This is a genomic window from Kribbella sp. NBC_00662 (genome assembly GCF_041430295.1).
In the GTDB taxonomy this organism is placed as follows: Bacteria; Actinomycetota; Actinomycetes; order Propionibacteriales; family Kribbellaceae; genus Kribbella.
Genome location: NZ_CP109029.1, coordinates 1,653,238 through 1,670,051 on the forward strand (window position 1 = coordinate 1,653,238; position 16,814 = coordinate 1,670,051).

14 protein-coding genes and 5 tRNA genes are annotated in these 16,814 nt (G+C 68.3%); 10 read left to right on the forward strand and 9 right to left on the reverse strand.

The window, feature by feature from the left end; translation table 11 throughout:
- The first annotated feature begins 1 nt into the window (after position 1).
- On the forward strand, positions 2–472 hold the full coding sequence (locus tag OHA10_RS08370; protein WP_371405597.1) for an NUDIX hydrolase: 471 nt from the start codon (positions 2–4) through the stop codon (positions 470–472).
- Here OHA10_RS08370 and OHA10_RS08375 read toward each other — a convergent pair.
- Positions 467–1,015, reverse strand: coding sequence for a GNAT family N-acetyltransferase (locus OHA10_RS08375; protein WP_371405598.1), 549 nt, complete (start codon positions 1,013–1,015; stop codon positions 467–469). The two genes, OHA10_RS08370 and OHA10_RS08375, sit on opposite strands and share 6 nt — an antisense overlap.
- A 63-nt stretch (positions 1,016–1,078) precedes the next feature.
- On the opposite strand from OHA10_RS08375, the gene OHA10_RS08380 reads away from it, so the two are divergent.
- Positions 1,079–2,014: a phosphotransferase enzyme family protein gene (locus tag OHA10_RS08380; protein WP_371405599.1), complete on the forward strand. Its 936-nt coding sequence runs from the start codon at positions 1,079–1,081 to the stop codon at positions 2,012–2,014.
- Between the two features lie 59 nt (positions 2,015–2,073).
- Entirely contained in the window at positions 2,074–2,415 is a 342-nt protein-coding gene (locus tag OHA10_RS08385) for a TraR/DksA family transcriptional regulator (RefSeq protein ID WP_371405600.1), read from the forward strand.
- Positions 2,416–2,491: 76 nt separating this feature from the next.
- Here the strand turns inward: OHA10_RS08385 and OHA10_RS08390 are convergent.
- Positions 2,492–2,567: transfer RNA gene (locus tag OHA10_RS08390), tRNA-Thr, on the reverse strand.
- Positions 2,568–3,110: 543 nt separating this feature from the next.
- Here OHA10_RS08390 and OHA10_RS08395 point away from each other — a divergent pair.
- The 7 genes from OHA10_RS08395 to OHA10_RS08425 all read left to right on the forward strand — a co-directional run bounded on the left by OHA10_RS08395 (position 3,111) and on the right by OHA10_RS08425 (position 7,829).
- A tRNA-Pro gene (locus OHA10_RS08395) sits at positions 3,111–3,183 on the forward strand.
- A gap of 95 nt (positions 3,184–3,278) precedes the next feature.
- A tRNA-Arg gene (locus OHA10_RS08400) sits at positions 3,279–3,352 on the forward strand.
- Positions 3,353–3,512: 160 nt separating this feature from the next.
- Positions 3,513–3,959 (forward strand): HNH endonuclease, encoded by a 447-nt coding sequence (locus OHA10_RS08405; RefSeq protein ID WP_371405601.1) that lies wholly within the window; start codon positions 3,513–3,515, stop codon positions 3,957–3,959.
- Between the two features lie 33 nt (positions 3,960–3,992).
- A tRNA-Gln gene (locus OHA10_RS08410) sits at positions 3,993–4,065 on the forward strand.
- Positions 4,066–4,139: 74 nt separating this feature from the next.
- Complete coding sequence (locus OHA10_RS08415; protein ID WP_371407913.1) at positions 4,140–5,285, forward strand: RtcB family protein; 1,146 nt, start codon at positions 4,140–4,142, stop codon at positions 5,283–5,285.
- Positions 5,286–5,406: 121 nt separating this feature from the next.
- A tRNA-Ser gene (locus tag OHA10_RS08420) sits at positions 5,407–5,497 on the forward strand.
- Between the two features lie 418 nt (positions 5,498–5,915).
- On the forward strand, positions 5,916–7,829 hold the full coding sequence (locus tag OHA10_RS08425; RefSeq protein ID WP_371405602.1) for a heparinase II/III family protein: 1,914 nt from the start codon (positions 5,916–5,918) through the stop codon (positions 7,827–7,829).
- Here OHA10_RS08425 and OHA10_RS08430 read toward each other — a convergent pair.
- The 7 genes from OHA10_RS08430 to OHA10_RS08460 are packed head-to-tail and all read right to left on the reverse strand — an operon-like array spanning position 7,809 to position 16,805.
- Positions 7,809–9,107, reverse strand: a complete 1,299-nt coding sequence (locus OHA10_RS08430; RefSeq protein ID WP_371405603.1) for an alpha-L-fucosidase — start codon at positions 9,105–9,107, stop codon at positions 7,809–7,811. The genes OHA10_RS08425 and OHA10_RS08430 overlap by 21 nt on opposite strands.
- Positions 9,104–10,477, reverse strand: a complete 1,374-nt coding sequence (locus tag OHA10_RS08435) for an FAD-binding oxidoreductase (RefSeq protein ID WP_371405604.1) — start codon at positions 10,475–10,477, stop codon at positions 9,104–9,106. Before OHA10_RS08435 ends, OHA10_RS08430 begins: the two co-directional genes overlap by 4 nt.
- Positions 10,474–11,340 carry a hypothetical protein gene (locus OHA10_RS08440; protein WP_371405605.1) on the reverse strand — a complete coding sequence of 289 codons (867 nt, stop codon included), beginning with the start codon at positions 11,338–11,340 and terminating at the stop codon, positions 10,474–10,476. The genes OHA10_RS08435 and OHA10_RS08440 overlap by 4 nt, the downstream gene beginning before the upstream one ends.
- Positions 11,340–12,641 (reverse strand): DUF2088 domain-containing protein, encoded by a 1,302-nt coding sequence (locus tag OHA10_RS08445; protein ID WP_371405606.1) that lies wholly within the window; start codon positions 12,639–12,641, stop codon positions 11,340–11,342. Before OHA10_RS08445 ends, OHA10_RS08440 begins: the two co-directional genes overlap by 1 nt.
- Entirely contained in the window at positions 12,641–14,428 is a 1,788-nt protein-coding gene (locus tag OHA10_RS08450) for an IlvD/Edd family dehydratase (RefSeq protein ID WP_371405607.1), read from the reverse strand. Before OHA10_RS08450 ends, OHA10_RS08445 begins: the two co-directional genes overlap by 1 nt.
- Positions 14,425–15,915 carry an aldehyde dehydrogenase (NADP(+)) gene (locus OHA10_RS08455; RefSeq protein ID WP_371405608.1) on the reverse strand — a complete coding sequence of 497 codons (1,491 nt, stop codon included), beginning with the start codon at positions 15,913–15,915 and terminating at the stop codon, positions 14,425–14,427. The genes OHA10_RS08450 and OHA10_RS08455 overlap by 4 nt, the downstream gene beginning before the upstream one ends.
- The gene (locus OHA10_RS08460) at positions 15,912–16,805 is read right to left on the reverse strand and encodes a fumarylacetoacetate hydrolase family protein (protein ID WP_371405609.1); all 894 of its coding nucleotides are present in this window, start codon (positions 16,803–16,805) and stop codon (positions 15,912–15,914) included. The genes OHA10_RS08455 and OHA10_RS08460 overlap by 4 nt, the downstream gene beginning before the upstream one ends.
- Positions 16,806–16,814: the final 9 nt, after the last annotated feature.

The following is a 16,814-nucleotide window of genomic DNA, read 5'->3' on the forward strand; positions in this document are numbered from 1 at the left end:
GATGGGACGGTACGCGGGTGTGATCGCGCGGTACGACGGGCAGGTGGCGCTCGTGTGGGAGCGGTACGACGCGTGGGATGCGCCGTACTGGAATCTCCCGAGTGGAGCTGTTGAAGAGGCGGAGACGCCGACCGCCGGGGCGATCCGTGAGCTTCGGGAGGAGACGGGGTTGCTGGCTGCCGAGGCGGATCTTTCGCTTGTGTGGACGACTCAGGTGTCGGTGGGCGGGCGGGTGTCGTCGCGGTCGTGGAACTACGTTGCGGATGTGCGGGACCCGGCGTTCGCGATCGACGATCCGGACGGGTCGGTGATGGAGGTGCGTTGGTTCTCGGCGGAGGACGCCGTACGACGGCTCGGCCGGCTGCCGTATCCGCCTATCGCTGTGCCGGCGATCGACTACCTGACCTACGGGGCGCGACGGCAGGAGTGGACGTTCACGTCGGACGGCGAGAACTGGAGCTGGGACTCATAGGTCCCGGCGGACGACGACGTTGTGTTTGGCGTGGGTGCGGTTCTCGGCGTACTGCGTGAAGCCGGCATCGAGGAAGGTGGTGAGTACGCCGCGCCCGGGATCGCCTGGCATGGTCTTCACCGGGTAGGCCTCGATGAGGCGGGCGCCTTCGGTTCGCGCGTAGTCGACGGCTGCTTCGATCATCGGCAGGGTGAGGCCGCGGCGGCGGTGGCCGGCTTTGACGAAGAGGCAGTTGATGGCCCAGATCGAGTCGTCGTCGGGGTCATCGATCGGGAGCACTCGTGAGTGGACGATCGCGTGGTACTCCGGCCGCGGCGCCACCGCGCACCAGGCGGCCGGGCGGTCGTCGACGTACCCGATGAGGCCGACCGGCATCCCGGCGCGGACGAAGCCCTCGAGGGCCGCGCGGTTCTCGTCGCTCCCGGCGAACTCGCGAGGCGGCAGACGACGCGCCATGCACCAGCACCCACGCGTCCCGCCGCTGGGTCCGAACAGCTCGACCAGGTCGTCCCATCGAGCCTGGTCGACGGGGTGGACCTCCATCAGCGCATTCAACCATGGCAATCCGGTCGCGCTCGCCGGTCTGCCGTGGAAGGGTCGGGCATCATGAGCGCCTCCGACCTGACCGGCTTCCTTCGCGGGCGAGGCGTTGACGCGCTTGACGTCGTACCCCTCCTCGGCGGCGAGAAGAACCGCAGCTGGCTCGTCGACGACGCGTTCGTTGCCCGAAGCTACAGCTCCAGCACTCCCGCTGAAGTGGAATACGAACTGCATGCGACCGAGTTCCTCGCGGCCCGCGGCTTCCCAACACCCACTCCGATCAGGGCCGATGACGGATCACTCTGGGGTTGGATCGACGACCGCCCAGCCGCGCTCTTCACGTACGCCGCCGGCACGCATCCAACCGACCTGATCGACGGCTACTTCTCGCCCGACCTGCACCTCGGCCGCAACACCGCGCGCCTGGCCGCACAACTGCACATGCTGACCGCAGACCAGACCTTCCCCGGCCGACGGACCACACGGCTCGATCCTCTCGAGCGCATCCAGCGTTTCCTCCGCTCGCCGTACGCCGACCTCCCCGTCCTTCGGGATGCAATCCGCCACCTGACCGACCTCCAGCGGAAGATCGCGGCCGTCTACGCCAACCCAGCCGACCTCCGCCAAGGCCTGGTCCACAACGACATCAGCGCCGTCAACCTCCTGCTCGACGAGCCCGGCGACATCACAGCCCTGATCGACTTCGACGACTGCATGACGTCCTTCCAGCTCTACGACCTCGGCCGCATCGCCGAAACCTGGGGCCGCACCCCCGACCGCCACGCCGACCTCACCCGCATCAAGCACCTGATCGAGGCGTACGACGCAACCCGCCCCCTCACCACCCGCGAAGCCGACCTGGCCCTCGACTTCATCGCCACCTACGCCGCCGCCACCGGAGCCGACTATCTCACCAACATGCTCGACGCCGGCGCGAAGGTAGACGACCCCGCCGACAGCTACTCCATGCTCTTCTTCCTCGACCTCATCGGAGAGCAATGAGGCCGAACGGCCGGCTGGAGTGCGTTGGGTGAGACGGATCCGCGAGTCAGAATTGATAGATGGACGACCCGCGTGCTCAGCTCGACCGTGAGCGGCAAAGGACGATCGACCGCCTGGCGAGCCTGACCGAGGACTTCGACAAGGTCGTGGCTGCGTCGCGCGACAGCAACGCCGACGACGAGCACGATCCTGAGGGTTCGACGATCGCGTTCGAGCGATCCCAACTCGGCGCGCTCGCCGAGCACGCCCAGAAGGCCTTGACGGAGATCGATGCCGCGCTGGCGCGCGTTGCGGCCGGAACCTACGCAACGTGCGAGAGCTGCGGGCGACCGATCTCGGAGGAGCGGCTTCAAGCGCGTCCGGTGGTCCGCACCTGCATCGACTGTGCGTCCGGCAGGTGACACCACAACCTGCACCATGGACAGCGGAAAGAGTAACCCCCAGCCTCAGAGAGTGACCTCTGACCTGGGGGTCTGGTGGAGCCGCCTGTCGGAATCGAACCGACGACCTTCTCATTACGAGTGAGACGCTCTGCCGACTGAGCTAAGGCGGCGGGTGCCGAGGCAAGAGTGTAGCGGGAGTCGGGGGGTGATTCCGAATCGGTTCCCCGGCGGCCGCACCAGGCTGTGGTCCGGATCACCCGCGGGACGGCGGACGGGGAACCGGGGTGGGGCGGCGTACGTCGGACCGGCAGCGAATTAACCGGTGGAACAAATGCTGCGGGAAATGCGTTGACTTCGAAGAGCGGGATGGGTGAGACTATTTCCCGCAAGGACCAAGACCCTGAGGAGAGATCGTGTACGGCGCGAGCAACCTGACAAAGACCTGGCGGCGCGGCCGCATGGTTTTGTCGGCGTGCCTGCGACCCGTCACCGACAACACCTTCGAATGCCACCGGCTCGGCATCGAGCTGAGCCCGCGTGCAGGCGGCCCGCCTGGGTGATCTCCGAGTGGAGAGATCTCCAGGAGCCGTCTGAGCCGGGTGCCGGCAGCAGGCGGCTCTTTTCTTTTGCCCGGAATCCGGGTCAGTTCTACCTGCCATTTTCGGTATTCACGGATACCGGCTCGAACAATTGACAACTGAATTCTTGAATTACCAGCTGTAGGCCAGTGGCGAGGCCACCTCATTTGGGTTGAGGAGATCGGAGGTTCGAGTCCTCCCAGCTGGACCCGGCGCCCGCAGGATGCTTGCTACCGGCCGAGCGGGCGCCACAAGCGTGCCCTGTGACGGAAATCCGCAGTACATCCGGCGCAGGGCACCTGAACGCCCGTGGCTCAACCGGAGAGAGCACCGGCCTACGAAGCCGGGGGGTGCAGGTTCGAATCCTGCCGGGCGTGCTGTGTCCGAAGCAGAAGCGGGCGATGCACCGGGACGTGGCCCCGGCGAAAGCGGGTTCGAGCCCCGCCGGACACCCTGAGTGAACATCTGTTGACCCGACACCGACATCACCGACCCGGCGAGCCCGGGTCGGGCACACTGGAAGGGAGGAGGACCCACATGAGCGGTGTGATCGTTCTGAACGCCTCGTACGAGCAACTGCACGTCGTGTCGATCCCGCACGCCATCCGCATGCTCGTCCGCGAGGTCGCCGTCGTCGAGGAAGCCCACGACGGCGCCAGCATCGGCCCGTTCCCCCTCCCCCGAGTCCTGCGTCTGGTCCGGTACGTCGTGATGAAGTGGCGGTACGCGTCAGGACGGCTGCAGTACACCCGTGCCGGCGTACTCAAGCGCGACAAGTACCTCTGCGCGTACTGCGGCAAGCCCGGCGCCACCACGATGGATCACGTGGTCCCACGATCACGTGGTGGACGCGGCGAATGGCTGAACGCCGTCGCCGCGCACTCTGGGTGCAACGAGAAGAAAGGCTCGCGAACACCGGAAGAGGCCGGCATGCCACTGCTGTGGCAGCCCTGGATCCCTTCCCGTGCCGAGTTAGCGCTCTGACCCGACCCCACCCGGTGTCGCGGCAGAGCGCGATGCCAGGTGGGCGCCGGCGACCCACCCTCGGTTCTGACCCGAGGCCCCGCAGGTTCGACTCCTGCCCTGGCAGCTGCATGCCGTCGAACAAGGAGGGGAATCGTGGAGTTTCCGATCGAGTTGAGTGGAGCCAAGAACTCCACGCTGATGTGGGCGCAGGAGCATGAGGTAGGCGCGCGGGCGCTGCAGCAGCTGCGGAACATCGCGGCGCTGCCATGGGTGCACGGGGTTCGTGTGATGCCGGACGTGCATCTCGGCAAGGGCGCGACCGTCGGGTCCGTGATCGCGATGTACCAGGCTGTGTCGCCAGCCGCTGTCGGGGTCGACATCGGGTGCGGGATGGAAGGCGTCCTGACCTCGCTGACGGCCGCGGATCTGCCCGACGACCTGTCCAGCATCCGTTCGCGGATCGAGGCCGCCGTACCTGTCGGCTTCCGTGCTCACAAGGACGCGGTCGGCGTACGTCGGCTCGGGCTCGACCCGCGCCCGTGGGACCGGCTGTGGGGTGCGTTCACGAGCCTGCACGACGGGGTGCAGGACCGCGAGCGCAAGGCCAAGCAGCAGATGGGATCGCTCGGCGGCGGCAACCACTTCATCGAGATGTGCCTCGACGACGAGGACCGCGTGTGGCTGATGCTGCACTCGGGCAGCCGCAACATCGGCAAGGAGCTCGCCGAGCGGCACATGCGGATCGCCCGGGAGTTGCCGCACAACGCGGACCTCCCGGACCGTGACCTGGCGGTGTTCCTGTCCGGTACGCCGGAGATGGACTCGTACCGTCGCGACCTCACGTGGGCCCAGGAGTACGCCGCCCGTAACCGCGCGGTGATGCTCGCACTGGTGATGCAGGCGGTGCGGGAGTCGTTCGCGGTCGAGGTGCGGTTCGAGCAGCCGATCTCGTGCCACCACAACTACGTGGCCGAGGAGCACATCGACGGGCTCGATCTGCTGGTCACCCGCAAGGGCGCGATTCGGGCCGGGCGCGGGGACCTCGGGCTGATCCCGGGGTCGATGGGCACGGGTTCGTACGTCGTTCGCGGTCTCGGCTCGGAGCGCTCGTTCTACTCGGCCTCTCACGGGGCAGGCCGCCGGATGAGCCGCAACGAGGCGAAGCGCCGCTACACGGTCGACGACCTGGTCGCGCAGACCACGGGCGTCGAGTCCCGCAAGGACGCCGGCGTGATCGACGAGATCCCGGCGGCCTACAAGGACATCGACTCGGTCATCGCCGCCCAGTCCGACCTGGTCGAAGTAGTGGCCCACCTCAAGCAGGTCATCTGTGTAAAGGGCTGAGCGAGGTGGCCCGTGTACCGAAGGACGGGTAGTGGTGGGCCGGCGACCGGTCGCCCAAACGTGGCGAGGCGACTCGTCGGCCGCGATCCAAGACCACTACCCGTTCTTATGTACACATCACGGTGAGATCCGCCTGTGGGCAGGGGCAGCGGTTTGCTGAACCGTCGGTCGGCTGGCACGTCGGCCCGTGAGTTCGAATCTCACTCTCACCGCTGGGCGGCCGGGAAGGACCGGCCGCCCTGCCAACCAATCAGGAAGAGAGGAGGACCGGCTATGGCCGACCTCAGGAACAGGAAGCGGGTGCCCGGCGGTAGGACCGGTGCTCCGGTGAAGCAGGGGCATGCGTTGCGGCGGGTTCGGCTCGCCTGTGGGCATGTGCAGCGGGATCGGATCGCTCACGCAGGCGATCACGTGTGGTGTGAGGCCGACTGCTCCGACTGGATCCGTGTCGTTTCCGTCGAAGAGTAGTCACTCGGTCACGCCGCCCGCCGTCGTCAGGGGAGACGGCGGGCGGCCGATCCAACCCATCTGAACCTCATCGCAACTTTCTCCACCGGCTGACCATCGTGGCGGTTGTACAGGTCTGTCACCGCCGGCCGGGGGGCCGCGGGCGAGTGGGTGGGGAAATGCATGATCAGAGGGTTACTGGTGCTCGGCCTCGTTACCGCGGGGCTCGCCGGCACCACCGGTGTCGCAACGGCTCAGACCGGGCCGGGGATCGCGATCGCCGCGGATCTGCCGGAGCCTGAGGCGGCGCAGTTCGTGCCAGGGGCAACAAACGTGGTCCCGGCGACCGCGGTGGCCGCGAAGAGTGCTCAGGCGATCACCGCAGCCGCAGGTGGCACCTACACCTGCCCGGGTTTCAGCACGGTCGACGACGCGACACCGCTCTCGTCCGTGATGCAGGACACCTACACGTGGGGCGGCTTCAAGCCCTACAAGGTTGGCGACGGCAAGGGAAACATCAACTGGAAGCTGAACCCGTACGGCAATCCCAGCTGGTACATGTGGTTCCACTCGCTTCGTTGGCTGGGCCAAGGAATCACCGCCGCCGGCCAGGGTGACACGGCCGCCATCGACCACGTGACGACGATCGTTCACGACTGGGTCCGCGACAACCCGTACTCCTGGAAGGGCGACGTCGGCGCCTGGGAGTCGACGATGCACCGCACCAACGTGATCATCTGCACCCGGCAAGCAGTCCTCGCCGGGCTGAACGTGACCACACTGCCGACGGAGTACGCCTGGCTCGACGCGGCGCTACTCGACCACGCGAAGTTCCTGGTCAACAACTGGAGCGGTGCCTGGAACCACGGCACCGACGAGAGCATCGCGCTGTTCGGCGTCGGTTGCACGCTCGACCGCACCGACTACATGACACTCGCGCAGCAGCGCCTCAACGCCGGCATCACGACCTCGATCGATGCCGAGGGTTCGACCAACGAGCAGTCGACCGCCTACGCGCAGTTCAACTATTCCCTCTGGGGCCGAGCCGTCGACGTACTCCGAGCCTGCGGCGCGGACCCCGGTACGACGATCACCGCCCGCCGCGCGCTGCTGGCCAACTGGCTCGCGCTCGCCACGAACTCGCTCGGCAACCTGCACCAGATCGGCGACTCCGAGGTCGTCCGTACGGCGCCCGTCGCCGGCACCCCGCTCGAGTACGCCGGATCACAGGGCGCGACCGGCATCGCCCCGACGGACCGGGTCGGCACGTTCTCGGCCGGCTATGTCTTCGGCCGCTCCGGATGGGGCAACTTCGCGGGCCAGTCGTCGTACAGCATCAGGTACGGACCGACGCGGCAGCTGCACGGTCACAGTGACCACACGTCGCTCACCTACACCGCTCGCGGTCGGGACATCCTGATCGACGGCGGCCACGCCGGCTACCAGAACGACGTCTGGCGAACCTGGGCGAAGAGCCCGTTCGCGAGCAGCGCGATGACCACGCCGCTGTCGGCCGACTCGCTGCCCGCGACCAAGCTGACCCGATCGCAGGTGAAGCCGGGTGCCGACTTCTTCGAGTTCTCCGACGTGCCTGGGCCCGGTATCAGCCGCGTCCGCGCCGTACTCGTGCTGAACAACCCGGACCTGGTCGTCACGCTCGACCGCGCGTCGTCCAAGACCGCGCAGCAGTTCCAGACGCTGTGGCACCTGCCCGCGGACCAGAAGGCGACCGTGTACTCGCGGACCACCGCCCTGGCGTCGAAGACGGGCGAGGACACCCGGACGATCCTGTTCCAGGTGCCGTACCGGCAGGCGCTGCCGCCCGGGGCGATCCTCCTGAAGCAGGCGCAGACCAAGCCGATCCAGGGCTGGACCTACCCGAATATCAACACCCGGCTGTCAGCGCCGACGCTGATGTTCGCACGGTCCGGCACGACGGCGTCGATCCTGTCGTTCATCGCACCCGTCAAGGCCACCGGCGCGGTCACGTACGCGACCCGCTGGTCCGGTACGACGTACGTCGTCGACCTGAGCGTGGCCGGCGTACGCACGTCGATCGGAATCACCGCCGGCGGATCAATCTCCCGCCTCAGCTGATCGAACCAGCACCGGGTCGAAGTGGACGGACAATGAAACCTCCGCTTCGGCCCGGCTGGACAGGACGCGGACCCGTACGTCGGTGGGCGTGATCGGTTCGGCCAGCGTGAGCAGACGGCGATACCCGATCGTGGTGCCGCGAGCGATCTCGGTCCACGAGTCGCCGAGCAGCGCGTCGACCGCGAACTCCGAGACCTGTTGGCCGGCCTCGATGTTCTCGCGCAGGTCCAGCACATTGATCGTTGCTGGCAGCACCAGATCGGTCCCGTAGTACTCCCGAACGGCGGAGCCGAACTCCAACAGCGCAGTCACATCCGGGTCGGCGAACCGCCCACGCCGGTCAGGCGGGATGTTCAGCAGCAGTACGGCGTTGCGTCCGACCGACTTGCGATAGATGTCGAGTAGCTCAGCCACCGATTTCACCGCCGCATCCTCGGACGCGTGGTAGAACCACCCCGGCCGGATCGACACATCCACCTCGGCCGGATACCACCGCAGCTCGTCGGCCTTCGCCAGCTCATCGGGTCCGGCCACGGAAGGCGCCGTCTGCTCGGCCACCATCTGCCCAGCGGCGAACGGTACGACGCTCCACTCGGTCTCGCGCGCGAACCCGTCCTCGTTGCCGACCCACCGCACATCCGGACCGCCGATCGCGATCGTGGCGTCCGGGGCCAGCCGCCGGATCAGATCGAACCAGGCGTCGTAGTCGTAGGTCTGCGCGCTGCTGGTCGGATTCGCGCCGTCGAGCCAGACCTCGGCGATCGGCCCGTACGACGTCAGCAGCTCGTGCAACTGCTGAAGGTAGAAGCGGTTGTAGTCGTCGACCGTGTAGGTGAACTCACCGATGGCCGACTCGACCGCGGGGCTGCCGTTGCCGTAGTACCCGCCGGGCGCCTTCTCCTGATAGAGATCGGCCGGCGACAGATAGATCCCGAAACCGAGACCAGCAGCCTTGCACGCCGCCGACAGCTCGGCCACGACATCACCGGTATACGGGCTCGCGGCAACGGTATGCGGGAGGTACTTGCTCGGCCACAGACAGAAGCCGTCGTGGTGCTTGGCGGTCAGAATCACACTCTTGAACCCGGCGGCCACCAACGTCTCGACCCACTGGGAACAGTCAAGATCCGACGGGTCGAACACCGCCGGATCGTCCACCCCGGTCCCCCACTCGAGATCCGTGAACGTATTCGGTCCGAAGTGCACGAACGCGGTCAGCTCCTGCCGCTGCCACGCGAGCTGCCGCGCAGACGGACGGACGGCAGAGGGATCGATCACCGCAGTACCTTCCCGGGGTTCAGCAGGTTGTCGGGGTCGAAGGCGTGCTTGATCCGTCGATGGAGCTCGAGCCCGACCGGCCCGAGCTCGGTCTCCAGCCAGCGCGCTTTCAGCGTGCCGATGCCGTGTTCGCCGGTGATCGTTCCGCCGAGGCGGAGACCCAGCTCCATCACGGCGCCGAAAGCTTCCAGCGCGCGCTCCTCGGCCGCTGGGTCGTTGCGGTCGAAGACCACGGTCGGGTGCATGTTGCCGTCACCTACATGCCCTGGGCAACAGATCAGCACCTGGTACATGTCGCCGATCTCGGCGATCCCGCGCAGCAACGCGACCAACTGCGAGCGCGGTACGGACACATCGTCGATCAGCGTGGTCCCGAGCGGCTCCAGGGCGGAGTTCACCAGCCTCCGCGCCTCGAGCAGCATCCGCGACTCCTCGACGTCCGAGGCCTCCGCGACCTCGATCGCGCCGTGCTCCGCGCAGATCGCCGCGATCCGCGCCACGTCCTCGGCCGCACGCGGCCCACGGTCGGACTGCGCGAGCAGCATCGAACCGACATCCCCCGGAAGACCCATGTCGCGGTAGTCCTGGATCGCCCGCACTGTTGGCTGGTCCAGGAACTCCAGCAACGACGGCCGCAGCCCCGATGCCATCACCGCCGCCGCGGCCGCGATCCCGTCCTCGATCGAGCGGAACGTCGCAGCTGCCGTCAGCGCGGCCTCGGGCGCCGGGCGCAACGCGAGTGTCGCCTCGGTGACCACACCCAGCGTCCCCTCGGATCCCACGATCAACCGGGTCAGGTCATATCCGGCGACACCCTTCGCCGCGCGCCGGCCGGTGCGAACGACCTCGCCCGACGCCAGCACGACCTCCAGCCCGCGGACGAAGTCCGACGTCACGCCGTACTTCACGCAACACAACCCACCGGCGTTGGTCGCGATGTTGCCGCCGATCGTGGACATCTCCCACGACGACGGGTCCGGTGGGTAGAACAGCTCCTGCTCCAGCACGGCCCGCGACAGATCGGCGTTCACGACACCCGGCTGGACCACGGCGGCCTGGTCCTCGACCGAGACCTCGAGGATCTGATTCATCCGCGCGGTCGAAAGCAACAAGCAGCCGTCGATCGCGTTGGCCGCGCCCGACAACCCGGTCCGCGCGCCTTGAGTGACAACCGGTACGCCGAAACTGCCCGCAGCCTGCAAGACCTCGACCACCTCGGAGGTCGAGGACGGCCGGGCCAGCACCCGCGGCACCCCGGCCGGCGAGAACGTGGCGTGATCGTGCCGATGGCTGTCCAGCACATCGGGATCATCGACGACCGCCGCGTCGCCCAACGCGGACCGGAGCCGGGCTACCAGGGGATCAGTCATGCCTCATCCTGTTCGGCGAGCAGCCGCAGGATCAACTCCGCTCGCCGGACCCGCTCCCGCCCGAGAGCTTCCGCCGTACCGGCGAGATGCGCGCCGACCGGGTAGATGTTCGGCGCGTTCCGCAGGCCCATCTTCAGGTAGACAGGCGCCGCGACCCGGACGATCTCCGGTACGTCGTAGAAGCGGACGTGGCCGCCCTGATCGTCGGGGACCTCGATGTACATGTCGATCGGCACCGTCGTCACCGAGCGGATCTCCGCGAGCACCGGCACCGGCAGGTCGGTCGACACGTTCAGGCTGGTTGCCCCGAGCCGCTCGTACAAGCGGGCGGTAGGTGCGTTCGGCAACGGCATCAACACCGAGGTCTTCAGCACCAGATCCGCAGGCAGCTCACCCTCGATCTTCAACGCGCCGAGCAACTCCAGTACGCCGATATCGCCGACCAGCAGGCTGCGTACGCCGAGCTCGACCGCGCGGAACGCGTCGCACAGCGAGGCCGCGACCTGATCGTTGCCCCGCGCAACACCACCGACCGCGGCCGACACCTTCGCCTGACCGCCGATGTCCCAGGCGCCACGCGGCCCGAGGAACAGGCACACCTCGACGCCCGCGTCGGCGCCGAGCGACAGCATCTCCTCGATCTCGCCGTCGGTCAGCATCATCACGCCGCTGCCCTGCGAGACCCGGTCGATCGTGATGCCGCGCGACTTGGCCTCCTCCAGCACCGCGGTCATCACCCGCGGCCCTTCACAGGACGGGATCTCGACCTTGTACGGCGATCCGTCCGGGAAGGTCCGGGTCGAGGCGTCCCCGGGCCCGAAGCCGCGATCGGCAAGCAGGGCACGTGCTTCGCGAAGGTTCATCACTCGCTCCAGGGTCCGAGGCTCCCGGCCGCCGTCAGGTCGCGCGCGGTACCGGTGATCTCCAGGTCGAAACGGTCGGCCGCCTCGTTCAGCAGGGCCGGCGTCACCATCAGCTCGTGCGGGGACAGAGTGTCCTTGATCCGGGCCAGCCGCAGCTCGGACCAGTGCCGTCGTCCGCACATCGTCGCGGCCGCGAGTACGGCGGCCTCGTCGTCCTCCATCACCATCGGCAGCCGGGAACGCCGCGCACCGCCGGCGCCGGACGTCAGGGCGTTCACGTAGCTCGCGCGGAGGTCGATCTGCTCCAGCAGACGCGCCGGGATGACATCGGCCAGGCCGAGCCCGGACGCGTTCCCGTGCGATGCCGGTGACAACGAGTGCACGCTGATCGCCGCGATCGACGGCGACTCGAACTCCGGGATCCCGTGCACCCAGCAACGGCCGATGACGTTGGTGTCCATCCCGGCGCCGGACTTGTCCTTGCCGAGCTCATCGATCACCAGGACATCGAGCTCGTCGAACGGCAGGCGGCCGAGCATGCTCGAGGCCCTTTGCAGCAAGGCATTCTCGGCCGCACCGGCGATGCCGTCGGCCTCGACGAACTCTACCGACGCGGTCTCGTCGAGCGAGTTCTCCAGGATCGCCAGACCGCCGAGGATCTTGCCTTGCGCAACGACCATCCGGGCCGCGGCCTCGATGTTGCCGCCGAGCGACGGGATACCGCCGGCGTGCAACGAGGCGGCGCCCCGGTGGTTGCCGAGGCCGATCGCGAGGATCTTCGCGACCCCGCTCTCGATCTGCCCGTGGAAGTCGGTGTGCGGTTTGACCCGGTTCACCAGGAGTACGCCGTCGGCCTTCGCGGCGATCGCGTCGTGGTGGATCTCGGTGCCGTCGTCCAGCGTGCCGACGACCACGGTCTCCATCGTCGCCTCGATCGGGCAGCCGACGGACTCGGGAGTGATGCCGAGCCCCTCGAGCATCTCCCGCTGCCCGTCCGCGGTCGCGCCGCCGTGCGACCCCATCGCCGGGATCACGAACGGCGCGGCGCCGGCGTCCTTCAGCCAGTCCACCGCGGCCTTCACCACCGGCACGAGATCGCGGATCCCGCGGCTGCCCGCGGTCACCGCGATCCGGGCGTCGGGCAGGATCCGCGCCCGGAGCGGCTCCAGCGCGGCCCGCGCCTCGGCGTACGGATCGGCTGATCTCTGGACGTCCGACAGGATCCGCCGGATCGGCGTCACCTGCGGGAGGGTGCCGGACGGCCGGAGTCCGCGAACAGCCTCGAAGGGTCCCCAGCTCATCAGTGACTCTGCCGTCCGACGGCCGAACCGGTGCGGCCGACCAGGAAGTCCAGGTCGCAGCCCTGATTGGCCTGGGTCACGTGGTCGACGTACAGCCGGGCCCAGCCGCGGTCCGAGGGTGGCGTCGGCGGCTGCCAGTCGGCGCGGCGCTTCTCCAGCTCTTCGTCCGGTACGTCGAGGTGCAGCCGCCGTGCCGGTACGTCGAGCTCGATCCAGTCGCCGGTCCGTACCAGCGCCAACGGTCCGCCGACGGCCGCCTCCGGCGTGACATGCAGTACGACGGTGCCGTACGCCGTACCGCTCATCCGCGCGTCCGAGATCCGCACCATGTCGTCGACGCCGATCTCGGCCAGCTTGCGCGGGATCGTAATGTTGCCGACCTCGGGCATCCCCGGGTAGCCGCGCGGTCCGGCGTTCTGCAGGACCAGCACGGTGTCCTCGTCGACGTCGAGATCGGGGTCCTCGACGGCCTTGTCGTACTCCTCGATGCTGCTGAACACCAGCGCCTTGCCGCGATGCCGCGACAGCCGCTCCGACGCCGCCGACTGCTTGATGACGGCACCGTCCGGTGCGAGGTTTCCCTTCAGTACGGCGGTCCCCGCGCCACTCCCGAGCGGATCGCCGACCGGCCGGATCACCGCGTACGTCTCGCTGCCGGGTGCGGCACCGGGGTACGTCGCCTCGATCCGCTCCGCGTTCGCGACGTTCTCGCCGATCGTCTTGCCGGTGACCGTGATCGCGTCGGTCTTGAGCAGGGGCAGGATCTCCTTCAGTACCGCGGGCAGGCCGCCGGCATAGTAGAAGTCCTCCATCAGGTACTTGCCGGACGGCTGCAGGTCGACCAGCCACGGCACGCCGCGCGCCCACTCGTCGATGTCGTCCAGCGTCACGTCGACGCCGACCCGGCCGGCGATCGCCAGCAGGTGGATGACGAAGTTGGTCGAGCCGCCGATCGCGGCGTTCGCCCGGACCGCGTTCGCGAAGGCGTCCCGGGTGAGGATGTCGCTGATCTTCAGGTCTTCCTTGACCATCTCGACGATCCGCTGGCCGGTCTTCTGCGCGACCACGTAGCGGCGCGAGTCGACCGCGGGGATCGCCGCGGAACCGGTCAACTGCAGTCCGAGCGCCTCGGCCATACAGGCCATCGTCGACGCCGTACCCATGGTCATGCAGTGGCCGTTGCTGCGGGACTGGCCGCCCTCGGCCGCCGCGAAGTCCTCGGCCGACATCCGGCCGGCGTTGAGATCCTGCGTGAACCGCCACACCGCCGTACCGGAGCCGATGTCGCAGCCGCGGAATTTACCGTTCAACATCGGACCGCCGGTCACCACGACCGTCGGCAGGTCGACGCTCGCGGCGCCCATGATCGAGCCCGGCGTGGTCTTGTCGCAGCCGGTCAGCAGGACGACGCCGTCGATCGGGTTGCCGCGCAGGGACTCCTCGACGTCCATGCTGAGCAGGTTGCGGAACAGCATCGCGGTCGGACGCAGCAGCGTCTCGCCGAGCGACATGACCGGGAACTCCAACGGGAACCCGCCGGCCTGCCAGACACCGCGCTTGACCGACTCGGCGAGCCGGCGCAGGTGCGCGTTGCACGGGGTGAGCTCGGACCAGGTGTTGCAGATCCCGATCACCGGGCGCCCGTCGAACGCCTCCTCGGAGAAGCCCTGCGCCTTCATCCACGACCGGTGGATGAAGCCGTTGCGGCCCTTCTCGCCGAACCAGTGGTCGAAACTGCGCCGGCCGATCGGCTCGTCCGGTTCGTCAACGGTCGGTTCGTCGCTCATCGCGTCACCTCGTCTGTGGTCACGGTTCCGTTCACCCGGCGGCTGATACCGGCCGGGTTCGAGTCCTTGAGTACGTCGGGCAGCACCGCATCGGGAGCGTCCTGGTACGCCACCGGGCGCTGGAACCGCCGCGCCGCCGTCACCCCCACGCTGGTGTGGATCGAACCGACCGTCGACGGGAACGGGCCGCCGTGGTGCTGCGCCCAGGACACGGCAACGCCGGTCGGCCAGCCGTTCCACAGCACGCGTCCGGCACGGGCGGTCAGCAGCGGGAGGAGCTCGCGAGCCAGGTCGGCATCCGAGTCCTCCGCGTGGAGGGTTGCGGTGAGGTTGCCCTCGAATGCTTCGACGGCCTGCGCGAGCTGGTCGATGCCGTCGTACTCGACGACGATGGAGACGGGGCCGAAGCACTCCTCGAGGATCTCGTCGCGGCGCGCGAGGAGCTCGGTGACAGTGGTTTGCAGCAGGGTTGCGGCACCGGCCGACCAGACCCGGACGCCGTCGACCTTCTCGAGGCGGTCGAGGCCGGAGCTGAAGCCGTCCTTGATCCGGTCGTTGAGCATCGGGGCCTCGGCGACTCCGCCGACTGCCTCGACGAGCTGGTCCTGCAGGCCGTGGCCGGTCGGCAGGAAGAGCAGGCCGGGCTTGGTGCAGAACTGGCCGACGCCGAGCGTGAACGAACCGACGTACCCGCTGGCAATGTCCTTGCCTCGGGCATCGATCGCAGCCTGCGTGACGAAGACCGGGTTGAGGCTGCCGAGTTCGCCGTAGAACGGGATCGGCTCCGGGCGGGTGACGGCGATCTCGTGCAGGGCCTTGCCTGCCGGGACCGAGCCCGTGAAGCCGGCCGCGGTGATGCGCGGGTCCTTCAGCGCGGTGACGCCGACATCGAAGCCCGCGATCAGGCCGAACGCTCCGTCCGGTGCACCGGCGGTCTTGAGCGCCTCGATCATCACCTCAGCGGTCCGCGCGGACAGCTCCGGGTGCCCGGGGTGTGCCTTGACGATCACCGGGCAGCCGGCCGCCAGCGCTGAGGCGGTGTCGCCGCCACAGACGCTGAACGCGAACGGGAAGTTGCTGGCAGCAAACACCAGGACTGGACCGAGCGGGATGAGCACGCGCCGGAGGTCCGGCCGCGGTACGGGCTTGGCCTGGGCGTCGGCGGTGTCGATGACGACCTCGAGCAGTGATCCTTCTTCGAGAACGTCGGCGAACATCCGCAGCTGGCCGCTGCTGCGGGCAACTTCACCAGTCAACCGGGCCTGAGGCAACGAACTCTCACGCATCGCGATCGGGACCAGCTCGTCGGACGCCGCATCCAGCGCGTCCGCGACGGCGCGAATCCACCCCGCGCGCACAGCCGGCTCGGACGCACCGAACGCAGGTGCCGCCGCGGCGGCCGCCGCCAGCGCCTGCTCGAGTTGGGCGGGGGTGGTGTCCGGGAGCGCGGCGGCCGGCGTCTGCTCGGAGCCGGTGTCGGGGGTCATCGGATTCCCTCCAGGTTGTCGGTTGCGAGGAACGCGAACGGTTCCCGGCCTACGGCCACGGTATTCGTGAGGGTGCCGACCTCGTCGATCGTGATCGTGATGACGTCGCCCGCGGCGAGCGCGAAGTCCAGCTCGGGGACGATCCCGGTGCCGGTCGCGAGGATCACGCCGTCGGGGAAGTCGTTCGGCAGGAACAGTACGTCGATCAGGTCCTGCAGCTCCCGCACCAGCTTCGCCGTCGACGTGGTATCCGCGAACACCTCCGCGCCGTCACGCTCGATCACCAGCCGGATGCCGAGGTTCTTCGGATCGGCGACCTCCCACACCGGGCGGATCCCCGTCGCCAGCGCACACCCGCCCGCGAACAGCTTCGCCTGCGGCACGTACAACGGATTGACGCCCTCGATCGAACGCGAGCTCATGTCGTTGCAGACGGTGAACCCGACGATCTGACCGTGGCTGTTGGCAACCACCGCGAGCTCGGGCTCCGGTACGTCGTGACCGGAGTCGGACCGGATCCCGACCGGCTCGCCGTCCACCACGACCCGCCAGGCCGGCGCCTTCTGGAACAGCTCGGGCCGGTCCGCGCTGTAGACCTTGTCGTACACCGACTGCTCGGTGCTCTCCTCCATCCGGGCGCCGCGCGACCGCTCGTACGTCACGCCCGCGCACCACACCTCACCACGGCCGTCGAGCGGCGGCAGGAACTTCAGCCCTTCGACCGGCTCCCCCTCCCCCAGCTTGCCGACCGCGGCCTGCAGGTCCTCGAGCGGAAGCTGGAGCAGCTCCGCGAAGGTGTTGATGCCGGCGAGCGACGACACCGTGTCCCCGGTGCGCACACCGGGGATCGGGCGACCGTCGATCGGAGAGAGGTAACGGACCAAGTGCATTGACAGGCC

Coding starts and splice junctions, on each gene's coding strand:
- OHA10_RS08370 (WP_371405597.1), top strand. CDS start 2: ATGGGACGGTACGCGGGTGTGATCGCGCGGTACGACGGGCAGGTGGCG.
- OHA10_RS08375 (WP_371405598.1), bottom strand. CDS start 1,015: ATGGAGGTCCACCCCGTCGACCAGGCTCGATGGGACGACCTGGTCGAG.
- OHA10_RS08380 (WP_371405599.1), top strand. CDS start 1,079: ATGAGCGCCTCCGACCTGACCGGCTTCCTTCGCGGGCGAGGCGTTGAC.
- OHA10_RS08385 (WP_371405600.1), top strand. CDS start 2,074: ATGGACGACCCGCGTGCTCAGCTCGACCGTGAGCGGCAAAGGACGATC.
- OHA10_RS08405 (WP_371405601.1), top strand. CDS start 3,513: ATGAGCGGTGTGATCGTTCTGAACGCCTCGTACGAGCAACTGCACGTC.
- OHA10_RS08415 (WP_371407913.1), top strand. CDS start 4,140: ATGTGGGCGCAGGAGCATGAGGTAGGCGCGCGGGCGCTGCAGCAGCTG.
- OHA10_RS08425 (WP_371405602.1), top strand. CDS start 5,916: ATGATCAGAGGGTTACTGGTGCTCGGCCTCGTTACCGCGGGGCTCGCC.
- OHA10_RS08435 (WP_371405604.1), bottom strand. CDS start 10,477: ATGACTGATCCCCTGGTAGCCCGGCTCCGGTCCGCGTTGGGCGACGCG.
- OHA10_RS08440 (WP_371405605.1), bottom strand. CDS start 11,340: ATGAACCTTCGCGAAGCACGTGCCCTGCTTGCCGATCGCGGCTTCGGG.
- OHA10_RS08445 (WP_371405606.1), bottom strand. CDS start 12,641: ATGAGCTGGGGACCCTTCGAGGCTGTTCGCGGACTCCGGCCGTCCGGC.
- OHA10_RS08450 (WP_371405607.1), bottom strand. CDS start 14,428: ATGAGCGACGAACCGACCGTTGACGAACCGGACGAGCCGATCGGCCGG.
- OHA10_RS08455 (WP_371405608.1), bottom strand. CDS start 15,915: ATGACCCCCGACACCGGCTCCGAGCAGACGCCGGCCGCCGCGCTCCCG.
- OHA10_RS08460 (WP_371405609.1), bottom strand. CDS start 16,805: ATGCACTTGGTCCGTTACCTCTCTCCGATCGACGGTCGCCCGATCCCC.